General features: G+C 65.3%; 15 protein-coding genes. 10 read left to right on the forward strand and 5 right to left on the reverse strand.

Going from position 1 to position 18,626, the window contains the following annotated elements:
* Window positions 1–52 precede the first annotated feature (52 nt).
* On the forward strand, window positions 53–3,751 hold the full coding sequence (locus QCE48_RS28040) for a DUF748 domain-containing protein (protein WP_309781774.1): 3,699 nt from the start codon (window positions 53–55) through the stop codon (window positions 3,749–3,751).
* Window positions 3,752–3,796: 45 nt separating this feature from the next.
* Here QCE48_RS28040 and QCE48_RS28045 read toward each other — a convergent pair whose 3' ends face one another.
* The 3 genes from QCE48_RS28045 to QCE48_RS28055 all read right to left on the reverse strand — a co-directional run bounded on the left by QCE48_RS28045 (window position 3,797) and on the right by QCE48_RS28055 (window position 7,417).
* Window positions 3,797–5,377, reverse strand: a complete 1,581-nt coding sequence (locus QCE48_RS28045; RefSeq protein ID WP_309781775.1) for a DHA2 family efflux MFS transporter permease subunit — start codon at window positions 5,375–5,377, stop codon at window positions 3,797–3,799.
* Between the two features lie 74 nt (window positions 5,378–5,451).
* The gene (locus QCE48_RS28050) at window positions 5,452–6,240 is read right to left on the reverse strand and encodes an ABC transporter substrate-binding protein (protein ID WP_116563413.1); all 789 of its coding nucleotides are present in this window, start codon (window positions 6,238–6,240) and stop codon (window positions 5,452–5,454) included.
* A 22-nt stretch (window positions 6,241–6,262) separates the two neighbouring features.
* Window positions 6,263–7,417 carry a methionine aminotransferase gene (locus QCE48_RS28055; RefSeq protein WP_309781776.1) on the reverse strand — a complete coding sequence of 385 codons (1,155 nt, stop codon included), beginning with the start codon at window positions 7,415–7,417 and terminating at the stop codon, window positions 6,263–6,265.
* 119 nt (window positions 7,418–7,536) lie between these two features.
* Here QCE48_RS28055 and QCE48_RS28060 point away from each other — a divergent pair, with 119 nt between their 5' ends.
* A complete protein-coding gene (locus QCE48_RS28060) occupies window positions 7,537–8,454 on the forward strand; it encodes a LysR substrate-binding domain-containing protein (RefSeq protein ID WP_309781777.1) in 918 nt (305 codons plus the stop codon).
* A gap of 3 nt (window positions 8,455–8,457) precedes the next feature.
* Here QCE48_RS28060 and QCE48_RS28065 read toward each other — a convergent pair whose 3' ends face one another.
* Window positions 8,458–9,615, reverse strand: coding sequence for a branched-chain amino acid ABC transporter substrate-binding protein (locus QCE48_RS28065; RefSeq protein WP_116563410.1), 1,158 nt, complete (start codon window positions 9,613–9,615; stop codon window positions 8,458–8,460).
* Window positions 9,616–9,890: 275 nt separating this feature from the next.
* Between QCE48_RS28065 and QCE48_RS28070 the strand changes: the two genes are divergently transcribed.
* Together QCE48_RS28070 and QCE48_RS28075 are read left to right on the forward strand one after the other, a co-directional pair.
* Window positions 9,891–10,343, forward strand: a complete 453-nt coding sequence (locus QCE48_RS28070) for a MarR family winged helix-turn-helix transcriptional regulator (protein ID WP_309781778.1) — start codon at window positions 9,891–9,893, stop codon at window positions 10,341–10,343.
* Window positions 10,344–10,422: 79 nt separating this feature from the next.
* Window positions 10,423–11,130, forward strand: coding sequence for an SDR family oxidoreductase (locus tag QCE48_RS28075; protein ID WP_309781779.1), 708 nt, complete (start codon window positions 10,423–10,425; stop codon window positions 11,128–11,130).
* A gap of 18 nt (window positions 11,131–11,148) precedes the next feature.
* On the opposite strand, the gene QCE48_RS28080 is transcribed toward QCE48_RS28075, so the two are convergent.
* Window positions 11,149–11,562 (reverse strand): YciI family protein, encoded by a 414-nt coding sequence (locus tag QCE48_RS28080; RefSeq protein WP_309781780.1) that lies wholly within the window; start codon window positions 11,560–11,562, stop codon window positions 11,149–11,151.
* Between the two features lie 202 nt (window positions 11,563–11,764).
* Between QCE48_RS28080 and QCE48_RS28085 the strand changes: the two genes are divergently transcribed.
* From QCE48_RS28085 to QCE48_RS28110, 6 genes are all read left to right on the forward strand, one after another.
* Entirely contained in the window at window positions 11,765–12,790 is a 1,026-nt protein-coding gene (locus tag QCE48_RS28085; protein WP_309781781.1) for a LacI family DNA-binding transcriptional regulator, read from the forward strand.
* Between the two features lies 1 nt (window position 12,791).
* Window positions 12,792–14,288: a sugar ABC transporter ATP-binding protein gene (locus tag QCE48_RS28090; protein WP_309781783.1), complete on the forward strand. Its 1,497-nt coding sequence runs from the start codon at window positions 12,792–12,794 to the stop codon at window positions 14,286–14,288.
* Window positions 14,269–15,285 carry an ABC transporter permease gene (locus QCE48_RS28095; protein WP_309781784.1) on the forward strand — a complete coding sequence of 339 codons (1,017 nt, stop codon included), beginning with the start codon at window positions 14,269–14,271 and terminating at the stop codon, window positions 15,283–15,285. Before QCE48_RS28090 ends, QCE48_RS28095 begins: the two co-directional genes overlap by 20 nt.
* Before the next feature lie 88 nt (window positions 15,286–15,373).
* Entirely contained in the window at window positions 15,374–16,336 is a 963-nt protein-coding gene (locus QCE48_RS28100; protein ID WP_309781785.1) for a substrate-binding domain-containing protein, read from the forward strand.
* A gap of 64 nt (window positions 16,337–16,400) precedes the next feature.
* Window positions 16,401–17,462, forward strand: a complete 1,062-nt coding sequence (locus tag QCE48_RS28105) for a sugar phosphate isomerase/epimerase (protein ID WP_087633253.1) — start codon at window positions 16,401–16,403, stop codon at window positions 17,460–17,462.
* Window positions 17,463–17,482: 20 nt separating this feature from the next.
* Window positions 17,483–18,583 carry a Gfo/Idh/MocA family oxidoreductase gene (locus tag QCE48_RS28110; protein ID WP_309783734.1) on the forward strand — a complete coding sequence of 367 codons (1,101 nt, stop codon included), beginning with the start codon at window positions 17,483–17,485 and terminating at the stop codon, window positions 18,581–18,583.
* Window positions 18,584–18,626 lie beyond the last annotated feature (43 nt).

Here is an 18,626-nt window from a genome sequence, read left to right on the forward strand (position 1 = left end):
CCTGACCGCGCGGCGCGTGCTTCGCTGCACCGAGCCGCGCGCAACGCATCGCATGGCAAGCGTCACCAAGTCACCGCTGGCCTCGGCCGGACAAACCCTGCGCGGCGTCGCCGGCGCGCGCCGCACCCGGCGCATCTGCATCGGCCTGCTGATAGCGCTCGCCGTCATCGGGCTCCTCGGATTCTTCGCGGCGCCGCCGCTCATCCGGCACGTCGCCGAGCAGCAACTGAGCACGCAACTCGACCGTCCGGTGACAATCGGACGCATCGCGCTCAATCCCTACACGCTCGAATTCGAGGCGGACCGCGTGCACATCGGCGAGTCGGCGGCGAACCTGAAAGGCGCACCGGCCAACGCCGCGAACTTCATCGACGTGGAGCGGCTCATCGTGCGCACGTCGTGGTCGTCGGTGTTCCGGCTCGCGCCGATCGTCGACGAAGTGAAGATCGACTCGCCGCGCTTCGCCCTCGTGCGCTACGACGCCGAGCGTTTCAATTTCTCCGACCTGATCGCGAAATTCTCGAAGCCGTCGCCCGAACCGTCGAAAGGTCCGGCGCGCTTCTCGGTGTCGAACATCCGGCTGGAGAACGGCCGCATCGATTTCGACGACCGGCTGCTGAACGCGCGCCACGTAATCGACCGCTGGGCGCTCGGCATTCCGTTTATCGCCACGCTGCCGTCCGCCACCGACATTTTCGTGACGCCTTCGCTACAGGCGCATATTGACGGCTCGCCGCTTTCCATCAAGGGCCGCACCAAGCCGTTCGCGCAGTCGCGGGAGTCGGAAATCGCGGTGACGCTCGACGGGCTCGACGTGCCGAAGGTGGCCTCCTACGCGCCGGCCTCGCTGCCGGTGGCGGTGAAAAGCGGCCAGCTTTCGACCGATCTGAACGTGCGCTTTTCGATAGCCGACGGCGCGCCCGCGATCCACATCGACGGCACCGCCGACCTCGCCGATCTCGCCGTGACCGACAGGCAGAACGCGCCGCTCGTGGCGGCGCGCGCGCTGCACGTGAAGATCGCCAATGCCGAACCGCTGCGCAACCTGTACCGGATCGACGACCTGCGCATTTCGCAGCCGGACGTCGCGATCGAGCGCGACAAGTCGGGCGCGTTCAACTTCGCGAAGCTCGCGCCGCCCGCCAAGCCGGAAGCGCCGGCGCCGAAGGACGCGAAGACGCCGGAGCAGGCCGCGCCGCCGCTCGATCTCGCGGTGAAGCATCTTGGCATCGACGGCGGGCGGATCGCGCTGGACGACCGTCTGCTGGCAGAGCGCACGCAGGACACGCTGTCGAACCTGCAAGTCACCGTCGACGATTTCTCGACGCTCGCGAAGACGCCCGCGCGTTACACGCTCAAGACGGCGCTCGGCAAGGGCGGCACGCTCGATGCGTCGGGCAGCTTCACGCTCGCCGCGAAGACCGCCGACCTGAAACTCGCCGTCGATGCCATCGCGTTGCCGCCGTTCCAGCCGTACATCGACAACGCGCTGGCCGCGCGCGTCACCGACGGGTCGCTCGGCGCGACCCTGCCGCTTTCCGTCGACTGGTCGAAGCCGGAACCCGCCATCCAGATCGGCGCGGGCGACGTGACGCTCAAGTCGCTCAAACTCGTGCCGAAGTCGAATGCGGCGCCGGTCGCGCTGGCGTCGGCGGTCGCGAAGATCCAGAAAGTCGATGTCGGCGCGCGCACGGCCGCCATCGACAGCGTGCAGTTGAGCGGCCTTTCCGTCGACGCCACGCGCAGGAAGGACGGCACGATCGACCTCGCGGCGCTCGCCGGCCCGCACGAAGCGGCGCCCGAGCCGAGCGCCACGCGCAAGATCCAGAAAGCGCAGGCGGCGGGGCCGGCGTGGCGCTATCAGATCGGCCAGATCGCGCTCGCCGATTCGAGCGCGAACTTCACCGACGAAACCACGACGCAGCCCGTCAAGCTGCATGTCGCGCCGCTGAACGTGAACGTTAAGCAAATGAGCGAGGACCTCTCGAAGCCGCTCGCCGTCGACGGCAAGCTCACGTTGAACGGCAAGGGCGCGCTCGGCGTGGGCGGCACGGTGACGGTGAATCCGCTGAAAGTGGCGCTGCACGTCGACGGCAATCAGGTCGATGCCGCCGCGTTCGTGCCGTATTTCGGCGACAAGCTCAACGTCGCGATTGCGAGCGCGCTCGTGAACGCGAACGGCGACGTCGCGATGGCGGGCAGCGGGCGCGACCTGAAGGCGTCGTACAAGGGCGACGTGTCGCTCGCGAACGTGCGCATGATCGACAAGGCGAGCTCCGACCCGTTCGCCGGCTGGAAACTGCTCGGCCTCACGAACGTCAAGGCCGACTACAGCGAGCGCGGCACGGACGTCGAGGCGGCGCGCGTCGTGTTCGCGAACTTCTACGGGCGCGTGATTCTCAACGCGCAGGGCAAGCTGAACCTGCGCGACGTGGTCGCGAGCCAGAGCGGGCCCGCGCAATCCGTCACGCGCGAGAAGGACGCGCCCGCCGAAGCCTCGGCGCCGGTGCCAACCAGCGCGCCGCAGACCGTGACCGCCGCGAGCGGCCCCGAGAGTCCCGTGAACCTGCGCTTCGGACAGCTCGTGTTGCAGAACGGGCGCGTCACTTACACCGACAACTTCATCAAGCCGAATTACACCGCGAACCTGGTGGGCATCACCGGGACGATCGGCGCATTCGGCACGCACTCGACCACGCCCGCGCCGGTCGATGTCGCCGCGAAACTGGCCGCGAACGGTCCGGTGTCGATCAAGGGGCAGGTGAATCCGCTCATCAAGAAGCCGTCGCTCGACCTGACGGCGAGCGCGCACGACGTCGAGTTGACCAATCTCACGCCGTATTCGTCGAAATATGCGGGTTATCCGATCACGAAAGGCAAGCTGAACGTCGATCTGCACTACATGCTCGCGAACGATCAGCTCACCGCGAACAATCACCTGTTCATCGATCAACTCACGTTCGGCGATCACGTCGACAACCCGAGCGCCACCAAACTGCCGGTGCGCCTCGCGGTGTCGCTGCTGAAGAACTCGCGCGGCGAAATCGACGTGAACATTCCGATTTCCGGGTCGCTGTCGAACCCCGAGTTTTCGATCGGCGGGCTCGTCTGGCAGGCCATCGTCAATCTCGTGCAGAAGGCCGTGACCGCGCCGTTCACGCTGCTCGCGCACGCGTTCGGCGGCAATGGCGAGGAACTGGGTTACGTCGAATTCGACCCCGGCTCGGACGACCTGACCGACGCCGCGAAGAAAAAGCTCGACACGATCGCGAAGGCGCTCGCCGACAAGCCGTCGATCAGGCTCGATCTGTCGGCGCGGGTGGACCCGGCGGTCGATGGTCCGGCGCTGCGGGCCGCGTATGTCGAGCGGCAGGTGCGGATCGCGAAGCTGCGCGATCAGGCGGGCGGCGGCGCGAGCGTCGATCCGTCGACGATGAAAGTGTCCGGCGACGAATACAGCAAGTATCTGGCGAAGGCTTACAAGTCGGCGGACTTCAAGAAGCCGCGCAACATGATCGGGCTGACCAAGACGCTGCCGGACGAAGAAATGAAGAAGGCGCTCGCCGAAAATGCGCCGGTCGACGACGCCGCGCTCAGGGCGCTCGCGCAGAGCCGCGCGGCGGCGGTGCAGGAATACTTCGACGGCAAGATCGACAGCAAGCGGATCTTCGTCGTCGCGCCGAAGATGGACACCGACGGCATCAAGGACAAGGGCGCAGCCACGCGAGTGGACTTCGGGCTGAAATCGTAGGGTTGCGCCGTCGCCCGTATGCGCCTGTACGGGCGACGGCCGCTTTCAGTGCGCGCCGGCCGCCGCGCCGCCGCCGCCTTTGGCCCGCTTGGTGATCCAGATCAGCGGAATGATCGCGAGGAAGATCACCGCCGACATAAAGAAAATGTCGTTGAGCCCCATCATCGCCGCTTGCGTGCTGACGTTGAAGTTGAACACGCCGCGCGCTTGCGCGTCGTTCACGTTGAGCACCGTCTGCGATGTCCCGAGCGATTGCAGGAACGTCGGGTTATAGACATTCGCCTGCTCGGTGAGCCGTTCGTGGTGCAACGCGATCCGGTTGTCCCAGGCATTGCCGAACAGCGACGTGCCCACCGCGCCGCAAAACACGCGCGCGAAATTCGACAAACCGGCGGCTGCCGGAATCTTCGAGGGCGGCAAGCCCGACAGCACGATCGACGTGAGCGGCACGAAGAAGAGCGCCATCGGAATGCCTTGCAAGAGCGTCGGCAAGACGAGATGCCACGTGTCGATCTCGATCACGTACTTCGAACGCATATAGAACACGATCGCAAAGCCGACGAACGCCATCGTCGCGATCACGCGCGCGTCGCTGCGCGGCAGCACCTTGCCCATCACCGGCGCGAGGATCACGGCGAAGATGCCGAGCGGCGCGGTGACGAGGCCCGCATCCACCGAGCGGTAATTCAGATACTGCTGCATCCATTGCGGCAACAGCACGAGATTGCCGAAAAAGACGCCATACGCGACCGAAATCGCCACTGTTCCGCCAAAGAAGTTGCGGCCCGCAAAGAGCCGCAAATCGACGACCGGGTTTTCATCCGTCAATTCCCACACGACGAAAAACGCAAACGCGATCACCGCGACGATCGCGAGCACGACAATCACCGGCGATGAAAACCAGTCGAGGTCGCGGCCCTTGTCGAGCATGACCTGCAGCGACGCCACCCACGCGACGAGCAGCGCGAGCCCGACCGTGTCGATGGGCGCTTTCTTCGTCGGCGATTCTCGCTTGCGGTAGATGATCCACGTCACGGCCGCCGCGAAGAGGCCGACCGGGATGTTGATGTAGAAGATCCACGACCACGAATAGCTGTCGGTGATCCAGCCGCCGAGCGCCGGACCCGCGATCGGGCCGACCGTCGCGGTCATCGCCCAGAGCGAGAGCGCCATCGACGACTTCTCCTTCGGATACGAACCGAGCAGGATCGCCTGCGAGAGCGGAATCAGCGGCCCGGCGACCGCGCCTTGCAGCACGCGCGCGACGAGCAGCACCGGCAGGTTCGGCGCGAGCCCGCACAGCCACGACGAAATCACGAACAGGAGAATGGCGCCGACAAAGAGCTTGATCTGCCCGATGCGCTGCGTGAGCCAGCCGGTGAGCGGAATGGAGACGGCGTTGGACGCCGCGAACACGGTGATGACCCAGGTGCCTTCGTTGACCGAGACGCCGAGATTGCCGGAGATCGTCGGAATCGCGACGTTCGCAATCGACGAATCCAGCACGTTCATGAAGGTGGCAAGCGCCACGGCGAAGGTCGCGAGGACGAGCTGGCCGCCCGCGAGCGGGGGCGGCGCGGGCGTGCCGGAAGGCGCTCCGGGGGTGGTCGAGGGCGGCGTACTCATGGTCAGTCCGTTGAAATCGATCCGCCAGTGTGCCAGCGCCGATAAAACGCTGCACGAACGCCGCCTGCGCGAGCTTACTTCGCCGAAATATCGATGTCGCCGAGATACTTCTTCGCGTACTTGTCGATGGTGCCGTCCGCCTTGACCTTCTCGATGGCGGCGTTGAGCTTCGCCTTCAGCGCGTCGTCGCCCTTGCGCACGCCATACGCGATGCCGCTGCCGAGGATCTTGTCGTCGCGCACGGGCGCGCCGGCGAAGCTGTAGCCCTTGCCGTCCGGCTTCGAGAGGAAGCCGGTTTGTCCGGCGGGCGCGAGCACGAGCGTACCGTCCAGCCGGCCGGCGACGAGATCGGTATAGACCTGGTTCTGGTCCTGATACGCGACGACGTTCACGCCCGCGTTCGCCCAGTGCGCCTTGGCATACGTTTCCTGGATCGAACCCTGCAACACGCCGACGCTTTTGCCCTTCAGCGATTCGACGCTCGGTTGCAAGCCGCTGCCGGTCTTTGCGATGAGCTGCGTCGGCACGCGATACACGACGGTCGTGAAATCGATGGCCTGGCGGCGCGCGTCGGTGGCGTTCATCGCGGAGTTGATCGCGTCGAACTTGCGGCCTTGCAGCGCGGGAATCAGGCCGTCGAACGACGTCTCGACCCACTGGCAGGTCATCTTCGCCGCGACGCAGACGGCCTTTCCGACGTCGATGTCAAGCCCCTGCAACTCGCCCGTCGACGACTTCGATTCGAACGGCGGATATTGCGCTTCGAGGCCGAAGCGCAGCGTGTCGGCGGCGAGCGCCGCGGTGCAGCCGAACGAGCAGGCGAGCACGACGGCCGCCGCCAGCTTGTGATTCAGTCTGAGCATTCCTGAGTCTCCCGGTTTGGTATTAGATCGAATGAAGGCGGCGCGCGCCTTCGAGCAGCGTCTCGTCGTCCTTCGCGAACGAAAGGCGGATCACGCGATTGTCCGTGCCGTCGGCGTAGAACGCGGACAGCGGAATGGTCGCGACCCGCGCCTCGCGAATCAACCGCAGCACGAAGTCGCTGTCGCTTTCGTCGGAGAATGCGCCAAAGCGTGCAAGCATGAAGAAACTGCCCGCGCTCGGCAAGAGTTCAAAACGCGAGCCCGCGAGCGCGTTCGCGAGCAGGTCGCGCTTACGCTGATAGAACGGTCCGAGGCCGAGATAGCTCGATTCCTCCGCGAGCGCTTCGGCGAACGCGATCTGCATCGGCGTGTCGGCGGAGAACGTCATGAACTGGTGGACCTTGCGGATCTCGGCGGTGAGTTCGGCCGGCGCCAGACAGAACCCGACGCGCCAGCCCGTCACGTGATACGACTTGCCGAACGACGACACGATCACGCTGCGCTCGGCCAGCGCCGGATGACGCGCCATGCTCTGATGCAGCGCGCCGTCGAACACGACGTGCTCGTAGACTTCGTCGGAGAGCACGATGATCTGCGTGTCGCGCGTGAGCGCCGTCAGGCGTTCGATGTCGTGCGCGGTGAAGGCGCTGCCGCTCGGATTGTGCGGCGTATTGACGAGGATCATGCGCGTCTTCGGCGTGATCTTCGCGGCGACTTCGTCCCAGTCGATCTGAAACGTTGCCGCCGACAGCTTGATCGCAACCGGCGTCGCGCCTTGCAACTGGACGATCGGGCCGTAGCTGTCGAACGACGGCTCGAAGTAGATCACTTCGTCGCCGGGATGCACGAGCGCGCTGATCGACGCGTACAGACCCTCGCTCGCGCTCGCGACCACGGTGATTTCGCTGCCCGGATCGTATTTCGCGCCGTAGAGCTTTTCCGTCTTCGCGGCGAGCGCCTCGCGCAGCGCGACGACGCCCGACATCGGCGAATACTGGTTATGTCCTGCCCGCATGGCTCGCGTGACGGCTTCGACGAGTTTCGGATCGCAGGCGAAGTTCGGCGCGCCTTGCGAGAGGTTCAACGCCTGGTGCTCCTCGGCGAGCTGGCCGATCACGGTGAAAATGGTGGTGCCGACATTCGGCAGTTTCGATTGAGGCAGGCAGGCACTTTTCACGACGACGGCTCCAGAAGCGTTGGCGATGAGTCTTTTGTCGATTCAACCGCAGCAATAATGGGCGGACAATCGAAAGTTTGTCATACTAGCCATGCTTCGTGTTCATGCCTGGAACCTCGATGAAACCGCTTCCGTCACTCGACGTGCTCAAAACGTTTCTGGTCGTCGCGCAGAAGCTCAACTTCACGCGCGCCGCGGACGTTCTCAATCTCACGCAGGGCGCGGTGAGCCGGCAGATTTCCGGGCTCGAATCGCATTTGGGCTACGCGCTTTTCGTGCGCCAGGCGCGCGGGCTCGCGCTCACGCCGCACGGGGCGATGCTGCTCGCGCCGTTGCAGCAGGCGTTCGCGCAGATCGGCGAGGCGCTGGGAAAGAGCGGCGCGCAGTCCGGCACGCTGCGCGTGAAATGCCCGACCTGCGCGATGCGCTGGATCTTGCCGCGCGTCATACGGCTGCAGAACGAGCGGCCCGAGCTGGTGGTGGAGGTGACGGCGGCGGTGTCGCACGGCGTCGAATTCAACGCCGAGCAGTTCGATGCCGCGATCGTCTTCGGCAAGCCGGCGGTGAAGGGCGTGAGCACGCATCATCTGTTCGACGAAGTACTGACGCCGGTCTGCGCGCCGGATCTCTGGAAGGGCAGGAAAGGCCAGGCCGCGACGCCCGACGAGCTCGCCGATAAAACCCTTTTGCATCCCACGCGCGACCGCCGCGACTGGCTGCGCTGGCTGGAGGCATACGGCTACCGCGGATTGCCATCGGCGAAGGCGCAGCATTTCGATACGCTCGATCTGGCGATTTCGTCCGCGATGCAGGGACTTGGCGTCACGATCGGCGATCTTTCTCTGATCGAAGAAGATTTGCGCGCGAAGCGCATCATCACGCCGTTTTCGCTGTGCGTGCCGAGCGGCGCGGCGTATTACCTGATCTATCCGGAGCGGCCCGCGCCGTCGCCCGCGTTACAGCAGTTCGCCGCGTGGCTCGAGGACGAGGCGGCCGAAACGCGCGCCAGCCTGTCCGCCTATCTGCACGCGGCGTGATGCTTACATCCCGCTTTTCGTGACGATCGACACCCACGCGCCGTTCTTGACCTGATACAACGTCGACGATGCGTTCTTCAGCGCGCCGTTGTCGTCGAAGGCGATCGGGCCGGTGATGCCGTCGAACGAAATCTTCTTCAGCACCGGCCGATACACCTTCGGATCGGTCGAATTCGCCTTTTGCATCGCGTGGATCGCGGCCCACGCGGCGTCGTAGCCGAACGGCGCGTAGGAGAGAATCGCCACGCCGAAGCGCTTCTTGAACTTCTCGTCGAACGCCTTGCCGTGCGGCAGCTTGTCGAGCGGACTGCCATATTCCCACGCCTGTGCGCCCTCGGCCGGATCGCCCGCGAGCTTCAGGAAATCCGCGTCCATCACGCCGCCGCCGCCCACGAACTGCGCGTTCATGCCGAGCTGCTTCATCCGTTTGACGACCGCCGCCGCCTGCCGGTCAAGTCCGCCGAAGAAGATCAGATCCGCGTTCGTCGCCTTGATGCGCGTGAGCTGCGCGCTGAAATCGACCGTCTGGTTGTCGCTGAACTCGCGCGCAACGATCGTCCCGCCCTTCGATTTCACCGCCTTCTCGAACTCGTCGGCTTCGCCCTGACCGAAGGCCGTGCGGTCGTCGATGATCGCGATGCGCTTCGCCTTCGTCGTCGTCACCGCGTAGAGGCCGGCGTTGCCCGCGTTCTGCGCGTCGCTCGAAATGACGGTGAAGACGTTCGCGAATCCTTGCGTGGTGATGGTCGGATTGGTCGCCGCCGGGTCGATCACCGGGATGCCGGCGTTCTCGTACACGCGCGACGCGGGCAGCGTCGTGCCCGAGTTAAAGTGGCCGACGACGACCGCGACGCCATCGTCGACGAGCTTCTGCGCCGCCTGCACGCCGACGCGCGGGTCGGCCTGATCGTCTTCGGCGGCGATTTCGAATTTCGCCGTCTTGCCGCCGATCTTGATGTTCTTCGCGTTGGCCTCGTCGAGCGCCAGTTGCACGCCGTTCTGCAAGTCCTTGCCGTAGCCGGCGTTCGCGCCGGTGAGCGGCGCGGCAAAGCCGATCTTGACGGCGAGGTCTTCCGCCGATGCCGCGAGCGGCAGGACGGTGAGGGCGCCGGCACAGGCCAGCATCACGGCAAGCGGTTTCAAGCTCGGGCGAACACGCATGGTTTCCTCTCCTTTTAATTGGCAATCGACTGGAACACGGCCGGATTCGTCGGCGCAAGAAGGGCTTGCACCGATGCGGGGCGCGTCTTTGCGCGCGTGTCGAATCCGGCTCCCCGCTCAAGTTCACAATTTAGGAAACCAAAATCCGTGCGTCTTGGCTTTTCGTCGCGCCGCGACTGCGGATTTCGGCATAGGGGACACATCGGAACCGCGTCCGTGCGTAAGACGAACTGGCTTCGCTTGACAAAGTGCATATGCACAACTAAGCTGGAACCATGACTTCAAGTTCAACCTCTTCTGCCGCGCGCAAGTCGACCTACCTGGACTGCAATTGCTTTGCGATCCGGCAGGCGGCGCGCTACGTCTCGCAGTTGTACGAGCGCCATCTGAGCGGCGCGGGCCTCACCGGCGCGCAGTTCACGCTGGTGGCCGCGATCGGGCGCAGTCCCGGCATCCAGATGGCGGATCTCGCCGACTCGATGGTGATGGATCGCACGACGCTCGTGCGCGCGCTGAAACCGTTGCAGCGCGACGGTATCGTCGAGGCGGCGCCGCAGTCGTCGGGGACGCGCGCGGTCGGCTTGCGGCTCTCCGATGCGGGCAGAGAAGCGCTCGCGCGGGCGTCGCTGTGCTGGCAGGCGGCGCAGGCGGAATTCGAGGAGAAGTTCGGGGCGGACCGCGCGCGGCAGTTGCGTCAGTCGCTGTTCGAATTGACTGCGGCGGCTTGAACCGGGAAGCAACGCAAGACCCGCGACGGCGCGGGTCTTTTTTCGATTATTAAAGTGCATATGCACTTTGGAGAAACAGATGCAGATCAAAGGCAAAGTGGTACTCGTCACCGGCGCCAATCGCGGCCTTGGCAAGCAATTCGCGAAGTCGCTGGTCGAAGCCGGAGCGGCGAAGGTCTACGCCGCCGCGCGCGATCCGGCCAGCGTGAAGATCGAGGGCGTCGAAGCGATCCGGCTCGACGTCACGAATCCCGCTGACGTCGCGGCCGCCGCCGAGCGCTACACCGACGTGCAGGTGCTCATCAACAACGCGGGCGCGACGGTGCGTGGCGACCTGATCGATCCAGCGTCGACGCAAGGCGTGCGCGATCTCTTCGAAGTCAACGTGATCGGGCCGCTCACGCTCACGCAGGCGTTCGCGCCGGTTCTGAAGCGCAACGGCGGCGGCGCGGTGGTGAACGTGTTGTCGGTGCTGAGTTGGGTCGCGCTGCCGTCGGGCGGGGCGTACAGCGTGTCGAAATCGGCGGCGTGGGCCGTGACCAACGTGCAGCGCCAGGAATTGCGCGAGCAGGGCACGCTCGTGGTCGCGGTGCATCCCGGTTACATCGACACCGACATGACCGCCGGCGTCACCGCGCCGAAGACGACGCCCGAGCACGTCGTGAAGGAAGTGCTGCGGGCGATCGAGCAAGGCCAGGAAGAAGTGCTCGTCGACGATACGGGCCGCGCGGTGAAGGAATCGCTTTCGACGAAGACGCCGATTTACCTGACCGGCGTGCCGCGCTAACGAGCCAGACGCGCTGCGTTACTGCTTGCGTTGCTGCATCTCCGGAAAGCCGGCAGCCGCTTTTTGCACGTCCTGCGGGAAGTCGGCGAATTCCTGCACCTGCCGCACTTCGATCACTTCGTTGCCCGATCCCGGGCAACGCTTCGCCCACTCGATCGCTTCCTCGCGCGACTTCACCTGGATCATCCAGTATCCGCCGACGACTTCCTTCGCCTCCGCGAACGGTCCGTCGGTTACGCGCGGCTTGCCGCCTTCGAACGAAACGCGCGCGCCCATCGATGGCGGATGCAACCCGTCGAGCGCGAGCAGCACGCCGGCCTTTTGCAATTCCTCGTTGTAACGCATCATGGCGGCGACGGCGTCCGCGCTCGGCATCGTTCCGGGTTCCGCGGTTTCGTAGCCGTGGGGAATCATCAGCATCATGAATCGCATTTGAAAGCTCCTTGTCGTTGTGATCGAAGGCGTGAAGGCGAAACAGCGCGCTCTCGACCTTACGACGCCCGGTGCTTCACAGAATCGACATGACCTGTGCAACTGCGTCTTAAGCGTTTGTCCCTATCCGATTCGTCTTGCGAACGCAGCGCAGCACAACCAATAATGTAATCCATTACATTTCCATCTGCGCCGAGCCGCGATGACCGTGTCCGAGACCGCACGACCGATTGAGGAAGTGTCGATTGCCGATGTCGCCGAGAGAGCGGGCGTGTCGGTCGCGACGGTATCGCGCGTGCTCAACGGCCACACGAACGTGCGTCAGCCGACGCGCGAAAAAGTGCTCGCCGCCGTGGCCGAAAGCGGCTATCGCATCAACGAACTCGCGCGCAATCTGCGCACCGCGGAGAGCCGCCTGCTGCTCACGATGGTCCCCGATTTCGGCAATCCGTTCTACGCGGCGATCGTGCGCGGCATCGACAGCGTCGCGCGCCAGAACGGCTACTTCATGCTGCTCTGCGACACGGGCGCCGACCCGCTGCGCGAGCGCAGCTATTTCGACCTGCTGCGCGGCCGCCGTGCCGACGGCGCGATCTGCCTCGATCCGGCCGCCGTGCAGAAGGCGCTCGCCGAAGAGGCGTCGACGCTGCCGTGGGTCGCGTGCTGCGAGTTCGATCCGGCGGCGGCCGTGCCGTTCGTCGGCATCGACAACCACGCGGCCGCCGGCGACGTGGTGCGCTATCTGATCGGGCGCGGTCACCGCAAAATTGCGCTGATCAATTCGGGCCACGGCTATCTCTACGGACGACAGCGCCTCGCGGGCTATTGCGATGCGCTTCAGGCCGCGGGCATCGAACCGCTTCCGGCGTGGCAAATCGAACTCGACAGCCTCGACTACACGGCGGGCGAAGACGCCGCGCGGCAACTCGCCGCGCTTGGCGACGACCGCCCGAGCGCGGTGTTCGCCGTCTCCGACACGCTCGCCATCGGCGTGATCAACGGTTTGCGCGGCGTGGCGCTGCGCGTGCCGGAAGACGTCGCGGTGGTCGGCTTCGACGACATCGCCGTGGCCGCGCACATCGATCCGCCGCTCACCACGGTCGCGCAACCGATGCAGGAACTCGGCGAGACGGCCGCGCATCTGCTGCTGCGGCGCCTGCGCGAACCGAAGGTGCAGGTCGGCGGCGTGCTGCTGCCGCATCAGTTGATCCTGCGAAGGAGCGCGTGAGATGAGCCTTGCCGTGCGTTTCGATGCGATCGAAAAACAGTTCGGCCCGGTGCGCGTGCTGCATGGCGTCACCTTCGATCTCGCGCCCGGACGCATCTACGGGCTGCTCGGCGAGAACGGCGCGGGCAAGTCGACGCTGATGAAGATCCTCGCGGGCTACGAGCGCGCGAGCGGCGGCACGGTGTCGGTGCAAGGCGTGCCGGTCGCGTTCGACAGTTCGCGCGATGCCGAAGCCGCCGGTATCGTGCTGATCCATCAGGAACTGAATCTCGCGGATCACCTGAGCATCGTGCAGAACATGTTCCTCGGCCACGAGAAGCGGCGCCGCTTCCTGCTCGACGAAGCCGCGATGCGCGAAGCCGCCCGCGCGCGTCTCGCCGATGTCGGCCTGCACAAGCATCCGGATACGAAGGTGCGCGATTTGATCGTCGCGGAGAAGCAGCTGGTCGAGATCGCGAAGGCGATGCTGCGCGAGGCACGCCTGCTCATCATGGACGAGCCGACCGCGACGCTCACGCCCGCCGAAACGCAGCGTCTTTTCAAGCTGATGGCGCGGCTGAAGGAAGACGGCGTGACGATCGTCTATATCTCGCACAAGCTCGACGAAGTGGAGCGCGTGACCGACGAAGTGATCGTGATGCGCGACGGCCGTTTCGTGACGCGCGCGCCGACCGTCGATGTCACGCGTCAGCAGATGGCGAACCTGATGGTGGGCCGCGAGGTGTCGGACATGTTTCCGGACAAGCCCGCGCTCGCCGACGATGCGCCCGTCGCGTTGCAGGTGCAAGGTGTCTACGTGCCCGGCTGGGCGCGCAATGTGAGCTTTTCGGTGCGCGCGGGCGAAGTGTTCGGTTTCGCGGGACTGGTCGGCGCGGGGCGCACGGAACTGTTCGAATCGCTGATCGGTGTGCGCGTGCGTACCGCAGGACGCATCTCGCTCGACGGTCAAGCGCTCGCGGCGGCCCGTCCGCACGATCCGCGCGACGCGATGAAGCTCGGCCTCACGTATCTGAGCGAAGACCGCAAGGGGCGCGGGCTGCATGTCGACATGTCGCTCAAGGACAACCTCACGCTGATGACGCTCGAACGCTATGCGCATCCGTTCGTCGACGGCGCGGCGGAGCGGCAGGCGTTGAAGCAGGCTGTCGGCGATTTCGGCATCCGCACGGGCAATCTCGCGAGCCGCGCGCGCATGCTGTCGGGCGGCAACCAGCAGAAGCTCGCGCTCGCCAAGTTTCTGCATCCCGACCCGCGCGTGATCGTGCTCGACGAACCGACGCGCGGCGTCGACGTCGGGGCGAAGCGCGACATCTATTTCCTGATCCACCGGCTCGCCGCGGAAGGCCGCGCGGTGATCGTGATCTCGTCCGAACTGATCGAGCTGATCGGCTTGTGTCATCGCGTCGCGGTGATGCGCGCGGGCGAACTCGTCGCGACGCTCGACATCGAACATCTGACCGAAGAGAGGTTGATCGCGCATGCGACCGGCACACACTGAAGACGCCGAACGAACGAGCCGCGTCGGCGGCTTTGTGCGACGGCTGCACGGCATCGGGCCGCTCCTTGGGCTGATCGCGCTATGCGTCGGCGGCACGTTGCTCAACGGCGATTTCGCCACGCTCGACAACGCGATGAACGTGCTCACGCGCACGTCTTTCATCGGCATCATCGCGGTGGGCATGACCTTCGTGATCATCTCGGGCGGCATCGATCTCTCGGTCGGTTCGATGGCCGCGCTGATCGCGGGCACGATGATCTGGCTGATGAACGGCCTCAAGGAAGGCGTGGGCGGACACACGTTCGCGCCACTCACCATCGTGATGCTCGGCATCGTTTTAGCCCTTGTTCTAGGGGGTCTTTTCGGTCTCGCGCATGGTTTGCTCGTGACCAAGGGACGCATCGAGCCGTTCATCGTGACGCTCGGCACGCTCGGCATGTTCCGCGCGCTTCTGACGTGGCTTGCCGACGGCGGCGCGCTCACGCTCGACAATTCGCTCGCCGATCTCTACGGGCCTGTCTATTACGCGAGCCTCTTCGGCGTGCCGGTGCCGATCTGGGTCTTCCTGATCGTCGCGGCGGGCGGCACGCTGCTGCTCAACCGCACGGTGTTCGGGCGTCATGTGCAGGCGATCGGCTCGAATGAACAGGTCGCGCGTTACGCGGCGATTCGCGTCGACAGCGTGAAGATCGCCACTTACGTGCTGCTCGGGTTGTGCGTCGGCGTCGCGACGGTGCTGTACGTGCCGCGCCTCGGCTCGGCCACGCCGACCACGGGCCTGCTGTGGGAACTGGAGGCGATCGCGGCCGTGGTCGTCGGCGGGACGGCGCTCAAGGGCGGCGAAGGGCGCGTGATCGGCACGGTGATCGGCGCGATTTTGCTCTCGGTCATCAGCAACATCCTCAACCTCACGAGCATCATCAGCGTGTACCTGAACGCGGCGGTGCAGGGCGCCGTGATCATCTTCGTGGCTTTCCTGCAGCGTGGACGTCGTTGATCGCGTCGTTGATCGTTTTGGCAGTGAACCGAACTAATCGACAACCAACCGGGCGCGCGATGCGTGCTGAAAATCTGGAGACATCACCATGAAAAAAATGCTTCGCGCGCTCGGCGCCCTGACCCTCGCGACGAGCGCGCTCGCCGCCACATCGTCCGCATTCGCCGCCGACAAGGTCGTCCTCGGCGTCGCGATTCCCACTGCGACGCACGGCTTCACGGGCGGCATCGTCTGGTGGGCGAATGAAGCGAAGAAGGAACTGGAGAAGGCGCATCCCGACCTCAAAGTGATCGTGAAGACGGCGGGCGGCGCGCCCGAGCAGGCGAACCAGTTGCAGGACCTCGTCACGGTCAACAAGATCAATGCGCTCGTGATCTTCCCGTTCGAATCGGCGTCGCTCACGCAGCCTGTCGCGCAGGTGAAGAAGAAGGGCGTGTATGTGACAGTGGTCGATCGCGGGCTCACGGACACGAGCGCGCAGGATGCCTACGTCGCCGGCGACAACACGGCCTTCGGCAAGCTGCCGGCAGAATATCTCGCGAAGACGCTCAACGGCAAGGGCGACATCGTCGCCTTGCGCGGCATTCCGACGACGCTCGACAACCAGCGCTGGGCCGCGTTCGAATCCGTGATGAAACAGCATCCGGACATCAAGATTCTTGACGCGAAGTACGCAAACTGGAATCGCGACGACGCATTCAAGGTGATGCAGGATTACCTCACGCGCTTCAAGCACATCGACGCCGTCTGGGCCGCCGACGACGACATGATGATCGGCGTGCTGAAGGCGATCGATCAGGCGAAGCGCACGGACATCAAGGAAGTGTTCGGCGGCGCGGGGTCGAAGGAGGCGGTCAAGCGCATCATGGACGGCGATCCGCGCGTGAAGGCCGATGTCTCGTACTCGCCGAAGTTCATCTACGACGCGATCAAGCTGACGGCCGAAGCGCGCCTGAAGGGCGAGAAGCTGCCCGCGACGACGATCATTCCGTCGGTGCTGATCACGAAGGACAACGCGAAGCAGTTCTACTATCCGAACTCGCCGTTCTGAGTTTGCCTGTTTCGCGTCGCGCGCGTTCGATGGCGAACGCGCGAGCGTTCATGGAGCGAGCGACATGAAAACCATCAAAGGCCCGGCGATTTTTCTCGCGCAGTTTCTCGGCGACGAGTTGCCCTTCGACAACCTCGCGCACCTCGCGCAATGGGCGAAGGGGCTGGGTTACGAGGGCATCCAGGTGCCCGCCGATCCGCGCCTGATCGACCTGGAAAAAGCCGCGACGAGCGATGCCTATTGCGACGAGTTGCGCCAGACCGTGAGCGACGCGGGCGTGTGCATCACGGAATTGTCGACGCATCTGCAAGGGCAACTGGTCGCGGTGCATCCGGCCTACGACACGCTCTTCGACGGCTTCGCCGCGCCGCATGTGCGCGGCAATCCGGCGGCGCGCACCGAGTGGGCGATCGCGCAGATGAAGCACGCGGCGGCGGCTTCGCGGCGGCTCGGGTTGTCGGCGCATGTGTCGTTTTCGGGTGCGCTCGCGTGGCCGTATTTTTATCCGTGGCCGCAGCGCCCGGCGGGTCTCGTCGAAGCGGCGTTCGAGGAACTCGCCGCGCGCTGGCGTCCCATTCTCGATGCGTTCGACGAAGCGGGCGTCGATGTCTGCTACGAGCTGCATCCGGGCGAAGACCTGCACGACGGCGTGACGTTCGAGCGTTTTCTGGAAGCGGTCGGCAATCATCCGCGCGCGAATATCCTCTTCGATCCGAGTCATTACGTGTTGCAGCAACTCGACTATCTGCAATTCATCGACATCTATCACGAGCGCATCAAGGCGTTCCATGTGAAGGACGCGGAGTTTCGTCCCGATGGACGGCAGGGCGTCTACGGCGGTTATTCGGGCTGGGTCGAGCGCGCGGGCCGCTTCCGGTCGCTCGGCGACGGCCAGATCGACTTCAAGGCGATCTTCTCGAAGATGGCGCAATACGACTTTCCCGGCTGGGCCGTGCTCGAATGGGAATGCGCGCTGAAGCATCCCGAAGACGGCGCGCGCGAGGGCGCGGTCTTTATCCGCGATCACATCATTCGCGTGGCCGAGCGCGCCTTCGACGACTTCGCCGGCAGCGGCGCGAACCGCGAGCAGTTGCGCGGCGTGCTCGGCATCGGAGAACGGTCGTGACGCGGCGTCTGCGGCTGGGGATGGTCGGCGGCGGCGAGGGCGCGTTCATCGGCGCGGTGCACCGGATCGCGGCGCGCATCGACGACCGCTTCGAGCTCGTGGCGGGCGCGTTGTCGTCGGACCCGCAGCGCGCGGCGTCGAGCGCGGCGGCGATCGGCATCGCGCGCAGCTACGCCGATTTCCGCGAGATGGCGAGGACGGAAGCCGCGCGCGAAGACGGCATCGACGCCGTCGCGATCGTCACGCCGAATCATCTGCATGCGCGCATCGCGACGGCGTTTCTCGAAGCCGGCATTCATGTGATCTGCGACAAGCCGCTCGCCGTGTCGCTCGACGAGGGCGAGGCATTGGCGCGTCTCGCGCGCGAGAAGGGGCTGGTGTTCGCGGTCACCTACACGTACACGGGCTATCCGCTCGTGCGTCACGCGCGCGCGCTCGTGCAGGCGGGCGCGCTCGGCGACGTGCGGCTCGTGAACGTCGAGTATGCGCAGGACTGGCTCTCGCTGCCCGTCGAGCATCAGTCGAACCGGCAGGCGGCGTGGCGCACCGATCCCGCGCTCGCGGGCCCCGCCGGCTGTCTCGGCGACATCGGCACGCACGCGTATCAGCTTGCCGAGTACGTGACGGGGATGCGGCCGTCGGAGGTATCGGCGGAAGTGGCGACGTTCGTGCCGAACCGCCCAATCGACGATCACGTGCAGGCGATGCTGCGTTACGCGAACGGCGCGCGCGGCATGCTGTGGGCGAGCCAGGTCGCGGCGGGCGAGGAGAATGCGTTGCGACTGCGCGTCTACGGGACGAAGGCGGGTTTGAGCTTTGATCAGCAGAATCCGAACGAGTTGTGGATCACGCCGCTCGGCGGCGCGTCGGAACGGATCACGCGCGGCCGCGTGCAAAGCGCGGAAGCGCTGCACGCGACGCGCGTCCCGGCCGGGCATCCCGAAGGCTATCTGGAAGCGTTCGCGCAGCTTTATACCGACGCGGCGTCGTGCATCGAGCAAGGCGCGACGCAAGGCGATGGCTGGCTGACCACCGTCGACGATGGCGTCGCGGGACTGCGTTTCATCGACGCCGTGCTGACGAGCAGCCGGGCGAATGCGGCCTGGGTGACGATCGAATGAAAAAGGGCGGTCCCGCAACAGGACCGCCCTTTACTCAGTCAAG

The sequence above is a fragment of the Caballeronia sp. LZ024 genome (assembly GCF_031451455.1).
GTDB classification, from domain to species: domain Bacteria; phylum Pseudomonadota; class Gammaproteobacteria; order Burkholderiales; family Burkholderiaceae; genus Caballeronia; species Caballeronia telluris.